Below are 22,248 nucleotides of genomic sequence, written 5' to 3' on the forward strand. Positions count from 1 at the left end.
AACCGATTAGTAAACTATTGAGATCAAGACCTTTGCTTTTATGTTTGCCAAAAATATCACCGAAATTAAGCTTTTCATAAAAGAGTTGGACGGCAAGGATCGAGCCGATAGAAACACATATATTCTTGTTAGAAATTGTAGGGAATGCTCTCTGTTTTATGATGTTCATTTGACCGGATAACACAAAACAAAGAGCACTTATTTTTATATAACTGTCAAAGTCAGGTTAATTACCAAAATAATGATAACTATCCAGCCTGGGTAAAACAACGTCAATAGTCATCTTCATTACGATTCAATGGGCAAATTTCAGTGAGCTTATTTTCTTTAATTGTTGGCGATAGATTCGGTTTTTCTTTTTTCATTAGTTAGTTACCAGACGTGTCTATTACGTCTAAATCGATATCAAACAACTGATTTTTGGTGGGCTGGATAGTTGCCAAATTATGAATTAAATACCGTAGCGAAACATTTAAATATTTGAAAGTAGACCAACACTTACCGGTGGCCGGCCAAACACAGGGAGGCAAAAGAACAGTATGTTGAAAAATATACAAAAAATAGGGAAATTACTGATAATTATTTGTATGATACTTATAGCGCTGTCCTCACCGGCATTTGCTTCAACGGCAGAGGAAAATGCAGAAGCTATTGAAGGATTACAAACTTCACTTACATTCGTATGGCTACTTCTGGCAAGCGGACTGGTATTCTTCATGCACGCAGGTTTCTCTCTGGTAGAAACCGGGCTTACGAGAAGTAAAAATACGGCTAATATCCTGATGAAAAACTTTATGACGGTAATTCTCGGGATCCTGATCTACTGGGCTGTAGGCTGGGGAGTAATGTATGGAGCTGACGCAGCAGGACTTGTAGGAACGAACCAGTTCTTCCTTGCAGGTGCGGACAATGCAACGTGGAACTCCTGGTTCTTCCAGATGGTTTTCGCAGCCACTGGAGCTACCATAGTTTCTGGAGCAATGGCTGAGAGGACTAACTTCAAGGCATACCTTGTATATTGCATCCTGATGGTAGCTGTAATCTACCCTGTGTATGGTCACTGGGTATGGAGCGGCTCTGACCTTGCCCTCCTGAGCGGAGCCGAAAGCCCGATCGTAAAAGCAATCGGGGTAGCTCATCATGACTTTGCCGGTTCCGGAGTTGTGCACTCAATTGGAGGATATTCAGCTCTTGCAGGTGTGCTTCTGGTGGGTGCAAGGATAGGTAAATTCAGAGATGGAAAAGCTGTGCCGATTCCGGGTCACAACCTTACCTTTGCTTTCCTGGGAACTCTTATCCTTGCACTCGGATGGATAGGATTCAACGGTGGAAGTACCCTTAGTGGAAACGATGCTTACATGAACCTTGTAATAGCCAACACCTTCCTGGCAGGTGCTGCCGGCGCAGTCGTGACCATGGCTATCACCTGGATGACGACCGGAAAACCAGATCCCTCGCTGAGTGCAAACGGGCTTCTTGGCGGGCTTGTAGCAATTACTGCTCCCTGTGGTTCGGTCTCAAACTGGGCAGCTCTGTTAATCGGAGCCATTGCCGGAGTAATTATCTATGCCGGTGTCATGTTCAATGAAAACAGACTAAAACTGGACGATCCTGTAGGTGCAATTGCTGTACATGGATACTGTGGAAGCTGGGGACTGATTTCGGTCGGGCTTTTCTCTATAGGAATTGGAAACGGAATCCTTGCAGACGCTTCGTACGCTGCTGCAGTTCCCGGACTCTTCTACGGAGGAGGAATCAGCTTGCTTCTGATCCAGCTCGTGGCAGTTATAGCAACCATTGTCTGGGGCTTCGGGCTCTCGTTCATAATCTTCAAAATCCTGGACGCTGTAATAGGACTTCGGGTATCTGCAGAAGAAGAAATTATGGGTCTGGATATTTGCGAACACGGAATCAGAGCATACCCTGAGTACCTGATGAGGGAGGAATAACATGGCTAAAATATGCAAGGTAGAAGCGATCATAAAACCCCTGAAACTGCATCAGGTAAAGGATGCCCTGGAAGAGGCCGGTTTTCCAAGCCTGACAGTTATCGATGTTAAAGGGCGTGGCCAGCAAAAAGGGATCGTGCAGCAATGGAGAGGCAAAAAATACTGCGTGGATCTTCTTCCAAAAACCAAAGTCGAAGTAGTTGTGGCGGAAGATAAGGTCGAAGAAATCATACAGTTGATCCAGAGCACGGCCTATACTGGAGAAATAGGAGATGGAAAAATCTTCGTAATACCTATTGAAACCGTAGTCAGGATAAGAACCGGAGAACGGAATGGAGATGCGCTTTAACCAGGCACCTCTTTTTTTCCATTTTAACCTAATTAATTCTCAAATACTGAAACGATTCAAGGAATAAGGCAGATACCATGATGACCGAATTCAAATCCGAAACTCCTACTTTTGAGATTCCCCGCGGATACAGCATGCCTGTAATTAATTTATATTTCTGGGTAGGACTGGTTTCCGCAATCCTGCTAAGAGGTATAATCATAGCTGACCACTACAGTGTTTTCTGGGGAAAGGCAATATGGTATCTTGGAGTCGCAGGTTACCTCTGGTTCTTCACACACAGATACCATATTGCAAAACGAAGGTTTAGTGTGGTTAAAGACCTGAGCCTGCTTGAAAAGGTAAGGGCCAGACAGAAACTTTCAGAAAAAGATCTTGAAGGAATGGAATATCTGCTATGGAGCCTTTCCGTATCAAAAGAGCGTGCAAATTACCTTGTAATTTCAGTGTTCTCAGTAATAGCAATTGCCCTGTCCCTGAGCCTTGACCTGGGAATCCTGAAACTCTGAAAAAGATTTTCCTAACTCTGAAAAAGATTTTCCTTACACAGGAATCTTTCAATACTTTTTTCGTAACTATACCCTGAATAATTACTTTTTTTAAATCGTTACCTTTTTTAAATCGTTACCTTTTTTAAATCGTTACCTTTTTTAAATCGTAATCTCGCAGAGAGTAAGGGTTTAGGCAAGGATTAAATTAAAAGAATTTGAAGAGGAACCTCTTACCCCCATAAAAGATTCCTCCTATGGCGAACGAAGAAGGTCCAAAACTCCGTTTCACCACAATTCATCGCGATTTCCGATTTTTGTCCATTCCCATTTGTCTTTAGTATTCATTCCTGACATCCATAATAGTTATGGAATAAATTCAGCCTTAAGAGTATATCACCAGGCCTTAGAATTACGAATTATTCCATAATTGAAAGTCATGCATGAGATATGAAGTATGACCCCCGTCAACCTCAGTCACATATGCTCGGCTTAATTGTCAGGTAGAAAGTAATATTGAAACCACTGATATATAAAATTCACCTCTATTTGTAATCATTGATCATGAACTATCGGAAGAAAATTAGAGGTAAATAGCAGGAAAAAGGTCAAGCAGAAATAAGAATAAAGTGTCTTGAAACCCAATTTTATCTAAATAAATTTACGTTTTGAAAATTTATAAAAAAGAAAATGAATTATATAAAATTAAAGAGAAGGGAGGAATCGGATTTTATTTTTTCCCGAGTTCCTTTGAGCGTTCACTTGCCCTTATAACGGCATTCATAAAGGCAGCCCTGATTCCGGCTTCTTCAAGGGCGTGAACCCCCTGAATGGTAGTTCCGGCAGGAGAGGTAACCATATCTTTGAGTTCTCCGGGGTGCATGCCTGTTTCAAGCACCATTTTTGCGGCTCCGAGCACAGTCTGGGCTGCAAGAGCAAGGGCGCTCTTTCTATCCATCCCCTCAAGGACAGCCCCATCAGCCATTGCTTCAATAACCGGGAAAATGAACGCAGGTCCGCTGCCCGAAAGCCCTGTAACTGCATCCATCAGAGATTCCGGCACCTGGACGGCTGTGCCAACCGCAGAAAAGATCTCAAGGGCAGCTTTCAGATCATCAGGAGTGGCATTCTTTCCTGGGGAAATTCCTGAAGCAGCTTCAGAAACTGTCGCTGCTATGTTTGGCATCACGCGCACAACCCTGGTGCCTTCGAGGAGAGCAGCTTCGTAGGTGGAGATAGGTACTCCTGCAGCAATTGATATTAAGAGTTTTTCTGAAGTTATATCATTCCTCATATTTGCGAGCACCGAGCCCAGGGTCTGGGGTTTTACTGCAAGGATAAGAATATCCGAATCCCGGACGATATCAGCGTTGTTCGTTGACACCCTTATTCCCAGTTTTGCCTGCAGCTCTTTCAAAAAGGGCTCGTATACATCACTTGCACCTATATTTTCAGGCTTTACGATTCCGGCTTTAATGATGCCCTGCATGAGAGCAGAGCCCATTTTTCCTGCTCCTATGAATCCTATTTTTTGATCTGTCATATATGAAATCTCCTTATTTCCAGAAAATAATTGTAAATTAACTTTAAATTTGAAATGAACTGCTTCCGAAGCTCACCTGCAAGAGGCTAATTTCAAAGCATACCTGCATTTATTACCTGTTGAAGCTTCGGAAACTCAATAGCACCGGTTAGACTCCCCGGATCGATAATACTGTTTCCAGGACCAGAGGAGATCCGGGAAATCTTCCTGAGTTCGATGGATTTAGTTTAACTCTTCCAGTATGCCGATATTTTCTTTCTTTATAACATTATCATAATTATTATAGCCCAGAATATTTTCAATCTGATTTGTGTGGGCTCCTTTGATTTTGATAAGTTCTTCGGAGTTATAGTCTGTAATTCCTTTTGCAAAGACCCTGCCTTCACACTCGAGTTTCACGACGTCTCCCCTATCAAAAGTTCCCTCAATACCCACAATGCCTGCCGGAAGGAGACTGTTTTTTCCCAGAACAGCAGCTTTTGCCCCGGCGTCCACACGGACAGTTCCTGAAGCCCTGGCGAGAATAATCCAGCGGGCGCGGTTTTTCTGAATATGCCTTTCAGCAAGGAAGAGAGTTCCGATATCTTCTCCGGAGAGAATCTTCAGGATAATATCCTCTATTTCACTGTTTGCGATTACGACATAGCAGCCTGCCATGCTGCAGATCTTTGCAGCTTTTATCTTGGTCCGCATTCCCCCCACACCCTTGAAGCTTGTAGGGTCACCCCCATAGCTCTCGATTTCAGGCGTGATCTTTTTTACGAGGGTCAGCAGTCTTGCATCACTATGCGTTTTTGGGTTCTTGTCAAAGAGGCCGTCAATGTCCGAAAGGATGATCAGTAGATCGGCATCAATTTTGCTTGCAACCATTGCAGAGAGTTTGTCATTGTCTCCGAAGATTGCTTCAATCTCGTTTGTACAGGTACAGTCGTTTTCGTTTATTATCGGGACGACACCATACTCCAGAAGGGTTGAAATGCTGTTTCTCAGGTTAAGGTAGGTTACGCGATCGGAATAGAATTCGTAGGTAAGAAGTATCTGGGCTACTTTCATCCCGTGCCTGGAAAAAGCCTTGATCCAGTCCTGCATCAGTATGCTCTGCCCCACAGCTGCAGCTGCCTGTCTTATAGGGATCTCACGGGGTTTAGGGGCTATGCCCATCTCGTTAAGCCCGACGCCTATTGCTCCCGAACTTACAAGGATTACTTCTTTTCCCTGTTTTCGAAGCTCGGATACCTGAGCTGCGATGCTTTCCATGAAGGCCGGGTCAATGTTGCAGTTTTCCTTTGTATGGTCACAGCCTTTTCTGGTGATCGAAGAAGTTCCAATCTTAATAACAATTTTATTAACATCACGGAAGAATTGTTCTCTATCTGTCAATGGAAGTGCCTCTTAAGGTTATTTGGAAAATGGCTGCAGATGATCTCAGCCGCAGCCGGGATTTCCGGTTTTTGCACTTAACCTGCGCTGGTATTTCAATTCAAATATATAAACATATCATAAATATTCAAGGATGTATTAATTTACATCCTTGAACTTAAGGTCAAGCTTCCTGTGAGTATAGGGTTTTGCGTTTTCTCCTGCATAGTCGGCAACAACCTGACCTTTACCCATAAGAATATACTTGTAAATCAGTAGCCCTTCCATTCCAACAGGTCCACGGGAGTGAATCTTGTTCGTACTGATTCCGACTTCCGCGCCTTTTCCATAACGGTAGCCGTCTGCAAAACGGGTCGAGGCGTTCACCATAACGCTTGAAGAGTCGACAAGCCCTATGAACTCTTTTCTCCGGGATGCATTTTCCGTGATTATTCCATCGGTGTGGTGGGAGCCGAAGGTGTTTATATGACCAATTGCTTCTTTTATGGTATCTACGAGCTTTATTGAAAGGATAAGGTCGTTATATTCAAGACTCCAGTCCTCTTCGGTAGCCCTTGAGAGAGGAGAAAGCCCCTTTTCTGCAAGCAGAGAATAGCTGTCCTCGTCACAGCGCAGTTGCACTCCGGCCTCTATGTACATTTCTGCCATCTTCGGCAGGAAAGCTTCCGCAATCCCGCGGTTTATAAGAAGAGTTTCAATAGCGTTGCATACTGCAGGGTACTGGACCTTGGCATCAAAACAGACCTTCCAGGCTGTGTCCAGAGCTGCAAACTCATCCACATAGATATGGCAGATCCCGCTTGTGTGCCCGAGTACCGGGATTTTTGTATTATCCTGAATGAACTTGACAAACTCATTGGAGCCTCTGGGGATCAGGAGATCTACATACGCATCAAGGCTTAGAAGGCTCATGATCTCTTCTCTGGTTTCCATTAGCTGGAAGGCCCCTTTCGGCATACCCTCGGTGGATTCTATGGCTTTTACAAGAATTTCGAAAATTGTGCGGTTTGACTCCCTGGCTTCACTTCCGCCTTTGAAAATTGTTGCATTTCCGCTCTTCAGACAAAGGGACATTACCTGAGGCACCACGTCAGGCCGGGATTCAAAAATTACTCCTATCAGACCTATAGGGCAGCTAACCTGATAGAGGACCAGATCATTGTCCAGTTCGAGTGTGGAAAGAGTATCCCCTACAGGGTCTTTGAGCCTGATTACATCCCTGATTCCTGCTATCATCCCGTCGACCTTTGAGTCAGTGACCTTAAGCCGGTCTACAAGGGCCTGGGTGAGCTTCCCGGCGGTTTTTAGTCCGGCTGCATATTCAAGGTCCTTTAAATTTGCCTCAAGGATAGATTTTCTTTCTCTATCCAGAGCTTTTGCCATAGCCTCAAGAGCCCTGTTTTTTACCTCTTCGCTTACATCGGAAAGCTCAATTGAAGCTTTTTTTGCCTTAACCACTTTAGTTTCAATATCTTTGGCCATATATTCACCGTCTTTATGTAATAACCCTGAACGCTTCAACCGGATCAGCTGGTAACATGCTCTTTAACCGAATCCAATTTATTGAACCAGACTTACCGGGTCAAAGATCTACTTAAGATGTAATACTTAAAATGTAATTTATTGAGATTATAAGAGGAAGAACTAAATCAATAGAATATTTGATTTTTTTTCATGCATGGAGATGAAAAAAGAATCAAGAGAGTCCTATGATAAATATTTTTGTATGCCGTCTCGGTATATGATATGGCAAGGTTCTAAATAAAAGATACCATTTAGCGAAGTAATTTTTGGTCCCTGTGACAGAATCAAATAGTTATGTTTATATCATTCTTCTTTTATTCAATTTATAACGATATTTATGGGGTTTATATAAATCCGCTTGAAGCTGGAATATTTCCTGATTTCATAATTCGCCCGGAGAAATATCTCCATTCATGCTGAAATTGGGAATTAAAAAATGTAGTTTACAGGACCAACAAGAGAATATTATATTACTAAAAATAAAAAACTCGTTTCTTAAATAACTCAACTAAATAGGATTTAAGGTAAAGTTCTCCTGTTATCAAAATATTATTTCAAAACGAATATATATACGATGCATATAACTATAGAATATGCGGCTTCATTTCATGGAAGCGCATACGATATCTTGAAAAAAGAAATTGTAGAACCCCCTGTAATTTTTGAGTATATTTTGCAAAGAAGGAAGGCGGACAAATATTAAGGCCCCGAAACTGGCCATTTTTAACATTATTATTTAACATTATTATATATGATGAGGATGCCATATCCGCCTGGAAAATCATGGTCATCCACTAAGCCGTTTCATAAACAAAGTTTATTATAGGGGTAGATCTATATCGAAATGGGGATAACTTCAGTTGATTGGTGGTGTGTAAAAAATGAAATCATTCGCGTTAGTCCGGGCAGACGACTCGGATAAAGTAAAAATAGCATTACATGACCTAGAACGATACGGACATATTCAATTTTCAGCGACTCCGAAATGTATTGAACCAAACTATGCTGATGAGCTTCTTGTAAATGTAATGGGCGTATCACTCAAGTCAAAATGCAACTCTGCAGCCCTTGTGGAGTTGAATAATCACGCTGGAGCGGCTATTAGCAGGTTGAAGAAAATTCATCCCCCTGCGCATATAATTATTATCAGTCCAAGGCATAAAATGTTTGAAGAGCTGGCTGGCAAATTTCAAAAATATCCGGAATTTGACAGGACATTCAATCATCAAAAAAACCCGCAAAGTATGGATCTGATTCCGGATAACGCAGAATCATCCAATCCAATGCATAAAGAATAATACTTCCTCTTTTTAAGGCTAGAATACAAATTAACTTTTATTTTTTTCTTTTTCTGAAATAGGTAGAGAAAAAGGAAACTCTCTTTTTTATATAGCTGATTTTTTGCAGAATTATATAGCTGATTTTTTGCAGAATTATATAGCTGATTTTTTGCAGAATTTTTGCTCCGGTTCTATTCTAATTAATTATTATTTTTATTATACAGTTTTCCCTTTCAGATCAGTTTTCCCCTTTTTGATTGGTTCATACTTTTGGAGTGTTCAGGCGGTCCATTAGTTTCGAGTCTCATATTTCATATTCCTGATTGAAAGATGAGCCCGTCTTTGACCTTAGCTTGGAAATGTAAGTATACAGGCTTTCAACATCTTTAATTTCTTTCTGCGTTATTAGTTTCAGTTTATTCCGGATCTGGAGTTCAGGCTTTACTCCAAAGTTATCAAAGTATTCTGAAAGTTTGGCGGCAAGCAGGTCACCTCTCCGATCCCAGTCCGTGAGTATGATTACCTCGCAGCCGAGTTTCGCGATTCTCTCTGAAAAATTAAAAAGAGATTGGTGGGTTGCAAGTTCAAAGCTGCCTTCAATACCGAGTCGCTTCATGGAAATAATATCTCTTTTTCCTTCAACAATAATCACTGCCCCTCTTTCAGAGTGCTCTGAAAGTTCTGCGATCAGTTCTTCTATCCTTTCCAGCCGTTTTCTGTATATTTCAATATCAGTCACGTTAATCTGCAACCTTTTTCTTTAAACAATAGGTCTAGTTTGAAAGCCGTTTCCCGCAATCCTGTCTTTATCCTTTTAAAAGGGCTCCAAAAACCGAAATTGCCCGTTGATAGGAAACCCCTTTTACCAGTAAGGACTTCTTGCTGCTTGTAGCTCCGCTGTTTATCTGGATATCCGAACTGCTTATCCCGAAGAGTTTGGCGAGGCTCTCAATAAGTTGTTCATTTGCTTTTCCTTTCTGGGCGTTTTTAGTAAGTTTTACTTCGATTCTCTTGCGCCATTCATTATAGCCGCTGGGGACGGAAAGTGACCTGGAACCCGGGGTAACTTCAATATCAATAATAATACCGGAATCCAGAGCTTTTATTGCCTCTTCGAAGGACATATGTGTCATCATTTTGAATGTATATATATAAATGAGTAACTAGACAACCGACAAATGGTGGCAATAATCATCAATCAATAAAAATAGCCCGAAACGAATAAAGCTATAATCAAAAACGGGCTGAAAGACAGCCGGAGTCAGCTAATTAAGGAATGATAAAATATAACTTCAAATTTTCAGTTCGGGAATTGCTCTATAGTTCCATTTCCCCAAATAATCATTCTTGGCAACAAAAATCCTTGGTATTATATTTGAATCGTTCCTAAATATGCATTTCTAAATTATATGTCAAAGTTATTAAAAGCGAGTTTTATGAAAATAGATTTGTGTAAATATGAGTTTTATGAAAATAGATTTGTGTAAATATGAGTTTTATGAAAATAGATTTGTGTAAATATGAGTTTTATAAAAATAGATTCGTGTAAAATAGTGCTGTAGCCCGGACGCACTAACTCCGAAAGTTCATCCTCTGGTTTTCCGCAGTCCCTTTCAGTTACCCTCGTGCCGAGCAGTGTCACACTATTGATGTACCGCATTGGGGTTGTCTATACACTCATAGTTAGGATTTACCATTATCTCATGCAAGGACCTATACAATGCGACATGTGACTATATATATTTTCTAACTTATAAATATGCCGGTAAGAATGCCCTTCGTCATGCATATATAATTGGGGACAACCGCTTAAAATATAAGACTAAATATTCTGGCATTTCCCAATCAGAGAAAAATGTACGGGCAGCACAAAAGGAGCATAAGGAAAAGTTATATATGATGTATATGTTTGGTCTTTCATTAATTGAGCACAGGCGTTTGATGAGCAGCAGGGGTGCGTATATATGTACGGCGCTGAACAGATAATTCCCGGAACAATCATTGCAGGTCCCGAACTGGATCCCATAGTTGGGTACATCTGTGTACGAAACGGGATTATCACGGAAATTGGAGAGGAGCACACATATTCTGCAAATATAATAGCGCCCTGTTTTGTCAATGCCCACACCCATCTCGGAGATTCAGTTTGCAAAGACCCTCCCCTGGGAAACACTATCGGTTTTCGGGTTAAGAGAGACCTTGATTCCCTGGTAAAGCCGCCAGATGGACTAAAACACAGAATTCTCAGGGAAACTTCCTATAAAACACTTATTGAGTACATTAGAAAGTCTCTGTTTGATATGATTGCGACAGGAACCTGTGCTTTTGCGGATTTTAGAGAAGGGGGGGTTGTAGGAATTGCAGCCCTGAATAAAGCTCTTGAGGGGCTGGAACTACATTCCCTTATATTTGGTAGACCCACAGAACCTCAGCTTCCTCTGGGAGTGGTGCTTGCCGAAGTAAGAAGGGTTTTATTGAATTCCGATGGGCTTGGAATGAGCGGAGCAAATGATCTCAATATGGAACTCTTGCAGGAGATTACAGCCTGCACACGAGATCGAAAAAAGCTCTTTGCAATTCATGCAGGGGAAAAGAGCAGAAGTGACATTGAAAAAGCCCTCTCTCTGGAGCCCGACTTGTTGATCCATCTAACACAAGCCACAAAAAAAGACCTTGATGAAGTCGCTCAGACAGAAGTTCCAGTTGTTGTCTGCCCGAGATCAAACTTCGTAACAGGAGTAGGAATGGCACCGATAGCTGAAATGCTAGAGGCTGGAATCCGGGTGGCAGCAGGTACAGACAATGTAATGTTAAACTCTGTAAATATGTTTGCTGAAATGGAATTTATGTCCAAAGTCTTTTCGATCGAAGATAGGCAAGTATTTAAAATTTGCACACTTAATGGTTCTTTTGTAATGGGGCCAGACTCCACGGGGTCGATAGAAAAGGGGAATAAAGCTAATTTGATGGTCCTGAATGGGAGTTCAAATAATCTGGCCGGGATAAAGGACCCTATAAGTGGAATCACCAAAAGGGCAAGACCTGACGATATATTAGCGGTGCTTCATTCGTAAAGCAAATGGAGAGCGAGACATGACGAGCGAATTTTACCGGAACATAGTAATTGCAACAGACGGATCTGAGAATACCAAGAAGGCAATTTCTTACGGAATTGAGATTGCAAAACTCAGTGGGGCTACGGTTCACGCACTTTACGTAGTGGACACATCTTCTTTTTCGTCAATACCAATGGATGCCGGATGGGAAGCAATGTACGAAATCCTGAAAAAAGAGGGGGAAAAGGCAGTCTCTGAAGTGAAGAGACAAGGAGAGATTGCAGGCGTGGATGTAAAGGAGGTACTTGAGGAAGGGCACCCGAGTAATGCGATTCTCGAGTTCGCAGAGAATAACAATGCTGACCTGGTAATTATGGGGACACTTGGAAAAACCGGGCTTGACAGATTCCTCATGGGAAGCGTTGCAGAAAAGGTGGTCAGAGGCTCAAAAGTTCCGGTAATGGTCGTTCGTAGTGTAGAAACAAGCTGATATTGCTATCAACTGGAAGCCTTTTGAAGAAGAAGTGATAAACAAAAAAATCCAGGATTCAGAGGACAACACAGGTGTAAATCATATGCCAAAAAACATCTTCATAGAAGATATAATGGTAAGGGACGTCGCATGCGCGACCTTGCCAGGTTCCAGGGACGAGGTTCTTAAAATTCTTAAGAATAAACATATATCGGGAGTCCCGGTACTCAAGGATTCCAAAGTAGTAGGAATCGTGACCCGGACAAACCTGTTACAAAACCCTGAAGAAGAACAGCTGGCCCTTCTTATGACACGAGATCCGATCACCATATCCCCTGGATCGGACCTGCAGACGGCCGCACGCCTGCTTCTGCAGCACGGTATCAGAAGACTTCCGGTCGTCGATGGTGGAAAACTTGTGGGACTTGTTACGGTTGCAGATGTCGTGGGCACAATTGCGGATATGAATATCGATATTCCTATCAAGGACTATGTGGAAAAGGAAGTAGTTGCAATCTACAGTGAAACGCCTTTACCTGTTGTAGCCAGGATCATGGAACTTGCCAGTGTCAAAGCCGTTCCGGTGCTCGATGCTGCCCTGGAACTCATAGGGATAATCTCGGACAGGGACGTTATCTCTGCAAGTGTTATTGAAGACAGTGTGGAGATGTCTGATATGTCCGCAGGCCAGGATGATGATGCGTGGACCTGGGAGTCAATGCGGGATACCATGAGCATCTACTACAGCGTTTCCAGGATTAAGGTTCCAAATCTGATTGGAAGTGACGTCATGATCCGGGAACCGATCACAGCTACCTACATTGCATCTGTCAGTGACTGCGCAAGAAAAATGAAACGTAACAGGATCGATCAGATACCAATCATTAATTCAAACCGCAAACTTCAGGGCCTCTTAAGAGACCACGATCTCCTGAAGCCCCTGATTGAATCGGAATAAACCAGGTTGAAATGCCGGACTGAAAACAGTTTTGAGCCAGGTCAGAAATAGTTCAAGCTCCTGCTCAAACTTATTTCAGTCTAAAAATAAAAACAACCTGAAAAATCCGGAAAGAAAAACAGACTTAAAGTAAAGTGCCAGGTCTATTCCATAATTCTAATGCTGAAAGGCTACTTTTAGACAAAGTGCCTCTCAATTTAATACTTTTTTCAGGAGCCATAACATGGACAGACCCTTCATTTTTATAAACTCTGCTATGTCAGCTGACGGCAAGCTCTCAACAAAAGAGAGGAAGCAAGTAAAGATCTCCGGAAAACTCGATTTTGAGCGAGTGGATGAACTCAGAGCTCAGGCAGATGCAATCATGGTAGGGATAGGAACCGTACTTGCCGATGATCCCAGCCTGACTGTAAAATCTCTTGAAAGGAAAGCCGCCAGAAAAATCGCCGGAAAAAACGAAAATCCGGTAAGGATTATTGTGGACAGTGCCGCAAGAACTCCTCTGGATGCCGATATATTCAAAAAAGGAGACGGGCTCAGGATAATTGCTGTTTCAAATTCAGCCTCTGCAGATAATATCAAAAGCCTCGAAGAAAAAGCTCTGGTCATTAAAACAGGAGCCCTTAAAGTTGACCTTGGAGAGCTGGCGGCAAAATTAAAGGAAATGGGCATAAACACCCTCATGGTCGAAGGAGGCGCGACCCTGAACTGGGGTATGCTCTCTGCAGGCCTTGTTGATGAGGTCTATACTTTCGTTGGAAACCTCATCATAGGAGGAAAAACAGCCCCGACTTTTACGGATGGGGAAGGTTTCACAGAAGCCGAACTCTTTGGACTTGAATTGCTTTCGGCTGAAAAAATTGAAGACGGGATACTTCTTAAGTGGAAGGTTAAAGGTAAAAGAAACTGAAATTTTCCTTCCTTTCTTTTCCTTTTTTCTTCTCTTACTATTTTATCAAAAGTCTGTCTTTTTTATCTAAAAATGAACTTTTTAGCCATTTTTATTTGGCATGAAAGTAATGTGATTTGAAAAGTACTTTCATTTCTTTGTGCCTGTTATTTTGAAGAATTTCATGTTTGTTTTTTTAAATTCTATTACCTTGACGAGCTCGTTCCCCGGATTAAAGCAGTTCCGCTGGTTACCTGTCCGATTCATACCTGAGTTTTTTCATTTCAAGCCCGCTGCTGCAGTATACAAAAACTTCCAGTTCGCATTCCCCTTTAAGGAATTCCCGCATTCTGCGGTCATATATACTCTGGACGTGTTTTAAGTGGTTCTTCCTGAAATGAGTTCCCACAACTTCGAAAAAGTCAATCATCTGTTTGAGATAAGCTTCTTCATAAACCCTGGTCTCCTTTGCAATTGCTTCACACGTCAAATTGCCGAGTTCTGAATTATAGCTTCCATGCTCGTTTAAGCCGCTTATCTGCCGCCAGTCTACTTTTCCTGTTTCATCGGCTTCCCTGTGAAGCATATGGGGATATACCCTGCAGATTGAAGGGCGGCTCTCATAAATTCTGCACCTCTTATTTTCCAGGAAAATACAGGAACCATCAGGTTTTGTTTTCAGGGCATAGCCTGAAACGTAGAACCTGCCGTTCTGGTCGCAAAACTCGTAATATGGGGCAGGAGTGATGGCATCCGGATCGATTTGCTTTATTATTTCCAGATCTGAATCAAGCAGAAATACATGGTCGTTAAACTCTTTAGTGCAGCAGCGGGCGCAGAGTTCACAGCTGAATCCCAGTTCTTTGATTATGCCGACAAATTCAGAGTCCGGGAAGCTTTTTAAGTCCCTAAGTTCTTCTCGCACTTCGGCAAGCCTGGTTTCAATAGGATTATTTTTTACGGAAATCACCTTTTCAGAAAAGAATAATGAGGCATTTGTACTTTTATTCGTTTATTCCTTCTATTTATCTATTCCTGCTATTCATAAAACCTCAGCAGGAAACCCCAGGGTCTTTAATTAAGGGGTAGTTGACCCTTTTTCTGGTATCATTTAAGGTATCTGTACAGTTTCAAGTGGATCTATACGCATTTTCCAGAGGTTGAATTATTTATATCTTACGCATATCTCCACATTTTATGCCTGGATTTCGGGCAATGTCCATAACATTTAATTACTAGCATTTCTCTCTATAATAAACTCAAGGCTTGATGAAACTCATAATTCCTTACTTTCAGGCTTCAAGGAATATCAAACATTCCAATTAAGATCATTGAAATATTATCGATTTGACAGATCCTCGAATCAAAATACCTTTTTGCTGAAACATTGCGAAAGGAAAAAGCTGCGGCAAACAGCAGTGGTCGGCGATAAGGCAAATATGGTATGTGAATAAATCACTTATAAATTTAAGCAAATACAGAATATATTTAAATCAAAATTAACGAGGAATGATAATGGGCAAAACCGGCAGCATTGATTGGGTAAAGGTAAAAGGCAGAAAAGGCAGAGTAATTAAGGTTCCGAAATCGAAAGCTCAGAAAGCACACCCCGGACCTTCACAGCGCTTCACCTCTTCAGGTCATAAAAGGCGCTTCATAAGAAGATCTGCAAAAGCCCTTGTAAAGTGATTTTAAGGGCTTTTCTATTTTACCATTTTTTTTAGTTCTATATTTTAAGTTACTTCATAGTCTTTTTTAAATCCGTTAATCCGGGCTATTTTACTCCAGGTAGCCAGATTTCTAAATGGTGTTTTAAATTCGCTGCTCTAACAGCTGATGCTTTAAACAAATAACTTAAAGCCGAGAAAATACCTGAAACAACCTGGAAGATATCTGAAACAACCATAAAACAATCTTTATAATCTGCCCTAAGTAACCTCTTCCAGGGGATATCTTCAAAATCAAAGCCTGAGGGCAAGATATGCGATGCTTACACCCAGAAGGCAGAGCATAACATTTAGAAAGATATTGAGAAAAAATGAAACGTTTTTCCCATCCTCAAGCAACTTGAAAGTCTCGTAGGCAAAGGTGGAGAAGGTTGTAAAGGAGCCAAGAATTCCTATGTTTAACAGATATACCATGGATTCGGGCTCAGAGGAAAAAGTTAAGAGTGCAAGCACTATGCTACCCAGAAGGTTTACTGTCAGGGTCCCTGCCGGGATATTCCGGATTTTTGGCACGCGGCTTGAAACCGTATAGCGGAGAGATGCCCCTATAAAACCTCCAGTGCCTATTAAAAAGAGTTCTCCGATGCCCGAAACTGGAAACATTTCTCAGATCTCCTTGCTTGAGAGGGCTTTTATAACACTCCTACCGAAGAATACGCCTGTAAGGGTAAGAAAGATATTGGCACTGATATTTCCAAGGGCTGGAATGAAAGGCATGCTGAAAGACTGGACTGCAAATGTGGAAAAAGTTGTAAATGCTCCCATAAACCCTGTGCCAAATGCAATCCTCCCTTTAGGACCTATGAAACCCAGGTACTCAGTGTCGTACATTATCATGCCCAGCATGAAACTCCCAAGTACGTTTACAGATAGGATGCCAAGCTGCCCTTCCACAAGTTCGCAGAGCAAAAATCGACAAACGGCTCCAAGAAAGCCGCCAACTCCTATTAGAAAAATCTTATCCATTTCTTTATCTGGAGAGGGCATTTTTTTCACTTATATTATCTAAAAATTGGAGTAAGGGACGGTTTTTTCCAGTCCCAATAGCCCGTGGTAGTATAAAATTTTATTCATTTCCAGAGAGTGAAAAAATACAAAAAGCTAGCCGTATCCGTTCTGTATATCAATTTCACTCGACCTGGAAGACATCCATTTCCTTCACTCGATCAGGAAAACATTCACTTCCTGTCCTTCCTCATAGCCTTCCACGTTCTCAGGAACCAGCACGTAACCGTCAGCCTTTGCAACCGAGCTCAGGACTCCTGCCTTTCCCATAAGTGGGCGCACCTTATCGCCTTCAAAAACAACACGGATAAAATTAACATATCCTATTTTCGAACTTATTTTTGCAGCCAGGCGCTTTCTAAGGACAATTTCCGGAACTTCAGGGATCGAACCCAGTTTACGGATCCCGGGTCGGACAAAAAAGTATAGAGCAACAAGCCCGGCAACCGGGTAGCCTGGAAGGCAAACCACAGGAATTTTATCTATAATTCCAAGGGCTGTAGGCTTTCCAGGGCTGACTCCTACACCGTGTATAAGCAGTTTTCCCAGGGATTCGACAACCTCAGGGGAATGGTCTCTTTTACCAACCGAAGTCCCGCCTGAGAGGAGGATCATATCGGCGTCCAGATTTGCTTCCACCGCTTCTTTTATGCTCTCAGGATGGTCAGGCACGATCCCTGTATATCTGGGAATTCCGCCCCACCTGCTCACATAAAGGGCAGTCATAAGCCCGTTGGTCTCAAGCACCATTCCCGGTGGAGGGACTTCTCCGGCAGTCTCACGGCTTACCAGCTCGTCTCCTGTGGGGATGACCGCAACCACCGGTTTTCGGAAAACCTTCACCCTATCCAGTCCAAGGGATGCAAGTACTGCAGCGTCACAGGGGCGAAGGAGATGCCCCTCCTCAAAAACCAGATCTTCTCTTTTTATGTCCTCTCCAATCTGCCCGACGTTCCTTCCCGGATAAACCTGAGCCCTGATTTCAACCAGGTCCCCGGCTGTAACAGTGTCCTCAACCATTACAACCGCATCGGCTCCTTCCGGCAGTGCGGCTCCGGTATGAACCCACATAGAAGTTCCTTCCTCTATACTTTCGGAAAGCTGTAAGAGCACGGGATTTGCAGGGGAAGCACCTGGAGTATCGGATGCTCTGACAGCGTATCCGTCCATTGCAGCACGCCTGTAATGAGGGACATCTCTTCCGGAAACTACAGCCTCTGCAAGTACCCTGCCTGCACAGGCTTCAAGTGGTACTTCTTCTGTGTGCCTGAGAGGGGAAATGCTTTCAAGGAAAAGCCGTAAAGCTTCATCAACTGAAGTGCGTTCTTTAAATATTCTGCCCATATACTCGCCCCTTAAAAAAATTAGCCTCCTGAAACGGGAGGTAGAACTCCAATTTCATCCGAGTCCTTTAGAAGAGTATCAAGCCCTTCCAGGTGCCGGACATTGTTTCCGTTGACCAGGACATTAATTGAGCCGCAAAGGACCGGGGTCTCGCCTTTTTCATCACTTTTGTCATCGCTTTTTTCAAAAATAAGGTTTTTTAACTCCGGATGTTTGTCGGTGAGGGATAACAGGACATCAATGACCTTTTCTCCGGAAAGCAGGAGTTCTGGTGTGCCTGCTGCCTCACGCAGATTTGCAAATAACTTAATTTTTACTTCAGCCATGAGGAAGACTATTTCATCCTATTCCTTAAATATACCTATGCCTTATAAGGAACAGCCATCACCGGAAGGTTTGGGAAACAATGCAGCAAAGTCCAGATTCTGACCCCGTAAATTCACCGAAGCTCTCTTATAAAAAGTACAGGCTTTTCGGGCTTCTGATCGTTTTTTTTGCCCTAGCCCTCAGACTATTTGAGCTTGGAGAGAGGGTTTTTCATCATGATGAAAGCGTACACGGCAGTTTTACCCTCAAACTGCTTGAAACCGGGGATTACAGTTATAATCCAGCCTACCACGGTCCCTTTCTTTTCCATTCTACTGCAGCTGTCTTCCATTTCCTGGGAATAAACGATACAACAGCTCGCCTGGTCCCGGTCTTTTTCGGAGTGGCAACTATTCTGTTGCTCTTTTTGCTGAAGAAAGAATTGGGAAAAAGCGGAGTGCTCTGGGCAATGTTTCTGCTTGCATTTTCTCCAAGCATGGTCTACTTCTCAAGGTTCTTCAGAAATGATATGATAATTGTGTTTTGCACTCTGGCTGCTGTTACAGGTGTATTCCGCTATCTCGACAATATTCACAACTCAAAGCGATACCTTTACCTTATCCTGACAGCTTCCTCCCTTGCCATTGCCGTAACTGCAAAGGAAAACGCCTACGTTATCATACTTATATTCGGAGCTTATGCCGGGATGGGCTTACTATACTGGATTTATTCCACCTGGAAGAGAGAAAACCTGAGTTTGCAAAAGACCCTCCTCCGCAAAGCTTCGGTACTTTTACCCTTCCTCCCTGAAATTCTTCTTTCAGGGGCTCTCTCCATTTTCATTATAATGTTTTTTTATACAAGCCTTTTCAGGAACGATATTTCCCTTTTCTCAATCGTAGAAAGGGCTTTTACCCACTGGCTGGCAATGCACAGGATAGAGAGGATCGGAGGTCCATTTTATTATTATATCCCCATCCTTTTCAGATACGAGATTCCGGTTATACTCTTTGGGACTGCAGGATTTTTCCATTTTCTGAAAAGTAAAGGTCGAAATGTTCCATTTTTCCTTTTCCTCTGTTACTGGGCATTTACCAGCCTTCTGCTCTATTCCTACCTTCAGGAAAAAGTTCCCTGGCTTGTTGTACATATTGTCCTGCCCTTTGGAATCCTGGCAGGAGCTTATCTGGGAGAACTATTTTCCCGAAATACTGAATCTGTAATGCCGGAACAGGAGCTTCTGGAAGGAAATCTAAGCCCTCTGACAGGGTCGAAACCGTCTTTCCGGGCAAAACATCCCGGAAAAGCCCGTACTTTAACAGCAGGAATTTTGGCGCTCGCCCTGCTAATCTCTCTGGGCCAGTGTATCTCGGTAAATTACTACAGGAGCATGGAGCCGGCAGAGCTGATGACGTATACACAGGCCTCTCCGGATATTCGGGAGCTCATGGAAAAGATAGAAGGTTTAGACCGAAGGCCTGAAAATCTAAGGCTTTATGTGGTTGACCCGAATAAGTTGTACTGGCCTCTGCCCTGGTACCTGGAGGACTATGATAAAGTGGGGTATTCTTCAAAACCTCCTGCAAGCAGTAAGTACGATGCTATTATTGTGCCCATGTCCTATGATATGTACAGGGAAATCTCTGCAGAAGAGTACTCCTCTTACAACTTTACCCTGCGCCCCGGGAGGGATTTCACCCTCTATTATAAGAAGAAACTTGAAATGAACGGATAAACCCCATATACAGAGAAGAAAGTGCCGGAGAACACAAATAATATGTAAAAAGGGGAGAGTTCTATAAAATGGGGGCTGGTTATGGACAAAATATTCTCTCTGGCAAATAATCTTGCAGGAAGAAACTCCTCTCAAGGAAGCAGCAACGAAGAGAGGGAAGAAAAGGAAAAAGGAAAAGATAAACAGCTGGAAAAGGTTTCTGAAAAGGGAGAAGAATTACCTGATTCTCTTGAAGGGTTTCTGGAAGCTGGTCCTCCATCCGAACAGATCGTCGAAATTTTTGAGCGTTGCCTCTGGATAACAATTAAAGAACTTATGACCAGAGAGGTAGTAACAATCCAGGAAGACACTCCTCTGGAAGAAGTCTTTTCGCTTTTTGGGAAGCTTCCCTACCATACTTTCCCGGTAGTGAATAAGAATAATGAGCTTGTGGGAATTATTGATCTTGACATCGTTCTTGAAATCCTGCTTTTGTGTCTGGTTCCCAGAGCAAAACATACTCCTCTTACAGCTATAAGGTCTCTTGGAGGAAAAGCGGGAGACGTAATGATTACGCATCCTGTGACAATTTCTCTTAACGCTACACTCAAAGACGCTTCGGATCTTATGATGAAGCACAGGTTTGACCGCGTATGTGTCAGCGAAAATGGAAAACTGGCAGGAATTATCTCCAAGAAAGATCTCGTAAAGGAGATTTGTAGAAGAAGAAAGAAGGAAAGAATAGGGGACGAAAAAATGAATGGATGAAAGCAGGAAAATTAAATTGAGGGATAAAACAGAGGCTAAAGTAGAGGGGATAAATCCGGAAAATTAAATCGAGAGATTAAACGGGGAACAAAACAGAGGGATAAAGCCGGAAACGGAAATTGAGAGATTAAACGGAGAACAAAACAGAGGGATAAAGCTGGAAACGGAAATTGAGATCTAAAAAGCTCTGGATAAGTCCTGAGAAAAAGGAGTTTGGGGTAAAAAAGCAAAGAGTGGGGGACTAACAGCAGTGAGTGCTCTGTTTCAGATACTATTCCTGATTTTCAGTGTGAAAATTCTGGGTGAGGTGGCAGAAAGAGTAGGTGTCCCCTCAGTCATGGGAGAAATTCTGGCAGGTATCTTACTTGGAGTGCTTTTTCTTAACGTAGAAACCGGTGTAATTACTTTCTTTGCCCAGCTTGGGGCTATTTTTCTGCTTTTCACTGCAGGATATAAAGAAGTGAGCTTAAGGGACCTGAAACCTGCAGCGCTGGCTGCCCTTGTTCCTACACTTTTTCAGGTCGCCTTTGCCTTTGCTTTCGGTTTCTGGCTTGGAAAAATCTTTGAGTTCAGTTTTCTTCAAAGCCTCTTTATGGCAGTTGCTTTCAGCCCTACAAGCATAGGAGTGGTGCTCAGGGCCCTTATAGACCTGAACTACCTTTCCAGCAGGCCAGGGACAGTAATACTCTCCTCGGCAATCCTGGACGATATTATAGGGATATTTCTGCTCTCTGTGGTGGTTACCTTTTCCCGTTTTCACCGCGTGCCTTCAGTTCTGGGCGTTCTTACGATTGCAGGAAAAATTCTGCTCTTTCTGCTGATTATGTATGTCCTCGGAAAGTATCTTTTTCCCAGGCTTTTTGTCTATGCTCAGAAAATGCATGCAAAAGAAGCCGTATTTTCTTTTGTGGTCATGGTAGCCCTTTTTTCTGCCTATCTTGCAGAGTTTTTTGAGCTTCATGCAACAATAGGAGCGTTCATAGGAGGGATATTAATTTCGGAAATTCCCCTTGCCAAAATCCAGGACGTGCAGAGTAAAGTAGAAGGACTGGCTTACGGGATTTTGATCCCTCTTTTTTTTGCATTTATAGGCCTTTCAATTGACCTGTCCACCCTGGGAAACACAGGTATTTTTGCCCTTCTGGTTGTCCTCTTTGCCCTCTCAGGAAAGCTAATAGGGGGTTTCATAGGGTCAAAAGCCATAGGTTTTGATTTTTATGAAAGCCTTATCTTCGGGATAGGAGTCATGCCCAGGGCAGGGGTAGAACTTGTGGTACTAACCATAGGCAGGGAACTGGAGATTATCAACCAGGAAATATTTTCGGGGATAGTGCTTATGGTGGTTGTATCTATTCTGGTTTCACCTCCGCTTTTGAAGTTTGCGATTAAAACTGAAAGAAAAAAGAAAACCGATGATAGGATCAGGGCCTGACTGCTTAATTCTGGAATTCGGAACAGGGAAATGACTGTTCGGAACAGGGGAATGACTGTTTTAA

22 protein-coding genes and 1 pseudogene are annotated in these 22,248 nt (G+C 42.6%); 12 read left to right on the forward strand and 11 right to left on the reverse strand.

What is annotated here, in order from left to right; all coding sequences use genetic code 11:
• Positions 1-169, reverse strand: a pseudogene (locus EO92_RS17380) (IS1634 family transposase); the annotation flags it as partial.
• 370 nt (positions 170-539) lie between these two features.
• On the opposite strand from EO92_RS17380, the gene EO92_RS01710 reads away from it, so the two are divergent.
• From EO92_RS01710 to EO92_RS01720, 3 genes are all read left to right on the forward strand, one after another.
• On the forward strand, positions 540-1,949 hold the full coding sequence (locus EO92_RS01710) for an ammonium transporter (RefSeq protein WP_048162653.1): 1,410 nt from the start codon (positions 540-542) through the stop codon (positions 1,947-1,949).
• A 1-nt stretch (position 1,950) separates the two neighbouring features.
• Entirely contained in the window at positions 1,951-2,298 is a 348-nt protein-coding gene (locus EO92_RS01715; protein ID WP_048135925.1) for a P-II family nitrogen regulator, read from the forward strand.
• A gap of 80 nt (positions 2,299-2,378) precedes the next feature.
• Positions 2,379-2,807, forward strand: coding sequence for a hypothetical protein (locus EO92_RS01720; RefSeq protein WP_048136071.1), 429 nt, complete (start codon positions 2,379-2,381; stop codon positions 2,805-2,807).
• A gap of 709 nt (positions 2,808-3,516) precedes the next feature.
• Here EO92_RS01720 and proC read toward each other — a convergent pair.
• The 3 genes from proC to EO92_RS01735 all read right to left on the reverse strand — a co-directional run bounded on the left by proC (position 3,517) and on the right by EO92_RS01735 (position 7,191).
• A complete protein-coding gene (proC, locus tag EO92_RS01725) occupies positions 3,517-4,329 on the reverse strand; it encodes a pyrroline-5-carboxylate reductase (RefSeq protein ID WP_048140838.1) in 813 nt (270 codons plus the stop codon).
• 222 nt (positions 4,330-4,551) lie between these two features.
• Positions 4,552-5,709 (reverse strand): glutamate 5-kinase, encoded by a 1,158-nt coding sequence (gene proB / locus EO92_RS01730; protein WP_048168877.1) that lies wholly within the window; start codon positions 5,707-5,709, stop codon positions 4,552-4,554.
• Between the two features lie 138 nt (positions 5,710-5,847).
• A complete protein-coding gene (locus EO92_RS01735) occupies positions 5,848-7,191 on the reverse strand; it encodes a glutamate-5-semialdehyde dehydrogenase (RefSeq protein ID WP_048168878.1) in 1,344 nt (447 codons plus the stop codon).
• Positions 7,192-8,114: 923 nt separating this feature from the next.
• Between EO92_RS01735 and EO92_RS01740 the strand changes: the two genes are divergently transcribed.
• Positions 8,115-8,531 (forward strand): DUF356 domain-containing protein, encoded by a 417-nt coding sequence (locus EO92_RS01740; protein WP_048135917.1) that lies wholly within the window; start codon positions 8,115-8,117, stop codon positions 8,529-8,531.
• Positions 8,532-8,817: 286 nt separating this feature from the next.
• Here the strand turns inward: EO92_RS01740 and EO92_RS01745 are convergent, their stop codons facing one another.
• Entirely contained in the window at positions 8,818-9,252 is a 435-nt protein-coding gene (locus EO92_RS01745; protein ID WP_048168879.1) for a toprim domain-containing protein, read from the reverse strand.
• 67 nt (positions 9,253-9,319) lie between these two features.
• A complete protein-coding gene (locus tag EO92_RS01750) occupies positions 9,320-9,646 on the reverse strand; it encodes a DUF167 domain-containing protein (protein ID WP_048168913.1) in 327 nt (108 codons plus the stop codon).
• A gap of 831 nt (positions 9,647-10,477) precedes the next feature.
• Here EO92_RS01750 and EO92_RS01755 point away from each other — a divergent pair.
• From EO92_RS01755 to EO92_RS01770, 4 genes are all read left to right on the forward strand, one after another.
• Positions 10,478-11,587: an amidohydrolase family protein gene (locus tag EO92_RS01755; protein ID WP_048168880.1), complete on the forward strand. Its 1,110-nt coding sequence runs from the start codon at positions 10,478-10,480 to the stop codon at positions 11,585-11,587.
• 19 nt (positions 11,588-11,606) lie between these two features.
• Positions 11,607-12,059 (forward strand): universal stress protein, encoded by a 453-nt coding sequence (locus EO92_RS01760; RefSeq protein WP_048135910.1) that lies wholly within the window; start codon positions 11,607-11,609, stop codon positions 12,057-12,059.
• An 85-nt stretch (positions 12,060-12,144) separates the two neighbouring features.
• A complete protein-coding gene (locus tag EO92_RS01765; protein WP_048162658.1) occupies positions 12,145-12,999 on the forward strand; it encodes a CBS domain-containing protein in 855 nt (284 codons plus the stop codon).
• A gap of 223 nt (positions 13,000-13,222) precedes the next feature.
• Entirely contained in the window at positions 13,223-13,909 is a 687-nt protein-coding gene (locus EO92_RS01770; protein ID WP_048168881.1) for a 2,5-diamino-6-(ribosylamino)-4(3H)-pyrimidinone 5'-phosphate reductase, read from the forward strand.
• A 229-nt stretch (positions 13,910-14,138) separates the two neighbouring features.
• On the opposite strand, the gene EO92_RS01775 is transcribed toward EO92_RS01770, so the two are convergent.
• Entirely contained in the window at positions 14,139-14,858 is a 720-nt protein-coding gene (locus EO92_RS01775) for a YkgJ family cysteine cluster protein (protein ID WP_048162648.1), read from the reverse strand.
• A 545-nt stretch (positions 14,859-15,403) separates the two neighbouring features.
• Here EO92_RS01775 and EO92_RS18035 point away from each other — a divergent pair.
• The gene (locus EO92_RS18035; RefSeq protein ID WP_162197436.1) at positions 15,404-15,577 is read left to right on the forward strand and encodes a DUF5350 domain-containing protein; all 174 of its coding nucleotides are present in this window, start codon (positions 15,404-15,406) and stop codon (positions 15,575-15,577) included.
• Positions 15,578-15,849: 272 nt separating this feature from the next.
• On the opposite strand, the gene crcB (EO92_RS01780) is transcribed toward EO92_RS18035, so the two are convergent.
• The 4 genes from crcB (EO92_RS01780) to EO92_RS01795 form a co-directional block, all read right to left on the reverse strand.
• Positions 15,850-16,218: a fluoride efflux transporter CrcB gene (crcB, locus tag EO92_RS01780; protein ID WP_048162647.1), complete on the reverse strand. Its 369-nt coding sequence runs from the start codon at positions 16,216-16,218 to the stop codon at positions 15,850-15,852.
• Positions 16,219-16,221: 3 nt separating this feature from the next.
• Positions 16,222-16,602 carry a fluoride efflux transporter CrcB gene (crcB, locus tag EO92_RS01785; protein ID WP_048162646.1) on the reverse strand — a complete coding sequence of 127 codons (381 nt, stop codon included), beginning with the start codon at positions 16,600-16,602 and terminating at the stop codon, positions 16,222-16,224.
• A gap of 171 nt (positions 16,603-16,773) precedes the next feature.
• A complete protein-coding gene (gene glp, locus EO92_RS01790; RefSeq protein ID WP_048168882.1) occupies positions 16,774-17,964 on the reverse strand; it encodes a gephyrin-like molybdotransferase Glp in 1,191 nt (396 codons plus the stop codon).
• 20 nt (positions 17,965-17,984) lie between these two features.
• The gene (locus EO92_RS01795; protein WP_048162644.1) at positions 17,985-18,290 is read right to left on the reverse strand and encodes a ubiquitin-like small modifier protein 1; all 306 of its coding nucleotides are present in this window, start codon (positions 18,288-18,290) and stop codon (positions 17,985-17,987) included.
• 80 nt (positions 18,291-18,370) lie between these two features.
• Between EO92_RS01795 and EO92_RS01800 the strand changes: the two genes are divergently transcribed.
• The 3 genes from EO92_RS01800 (at position 18,371) to EO92_RS01810 (ending at position 22,184) form a co-directional block, all read left to right on the forward strand.
• A complete protein-coding gene (locus EO92_RS01800; RefSeq protein ID WP_048168883.1) occupies positions 18,371-20,005 on the forward strand; it encodes a flippase activity-associated protein Agl23 in 1,635 nt (544 codons plus the stop codon).
• Positions 20,006-20,086: 81 nt separating this feature from the next.
• Positions 20,087-20,752, forward strand: coding sequence for an HPP family protein (locus EO92_RS01805; protein WP_048168884.1), 666 nt, complete (start codon positions 20,087-20,089; stop codon positions 20,750-20,752).
• Between the two features lie 250 nt (positions 20,753-21,002).
• Positions 21,003-22,184: a cation:proton antiporter gene (locus EO92_RS01810; RefSeq protein WP_048168885.1), complete on the forward strand. Its 1,182-nt coding sequence runs from the start codon at positions 21,003-21,005 to the stop codon at positions 22,182-22,184.
• Positions 22,185-22,248 lie beyond the last annotated feature (64 nt).

The organism is Methanosarcina sp. 2.H.A.1B.4 (genome assembly GCF_000979385.1).
Lineage (GTDB): Archaea > Halobacteriota > Methanosarcinia > Methanosarcinales > Methanosarcinaceae > Methanosarcina.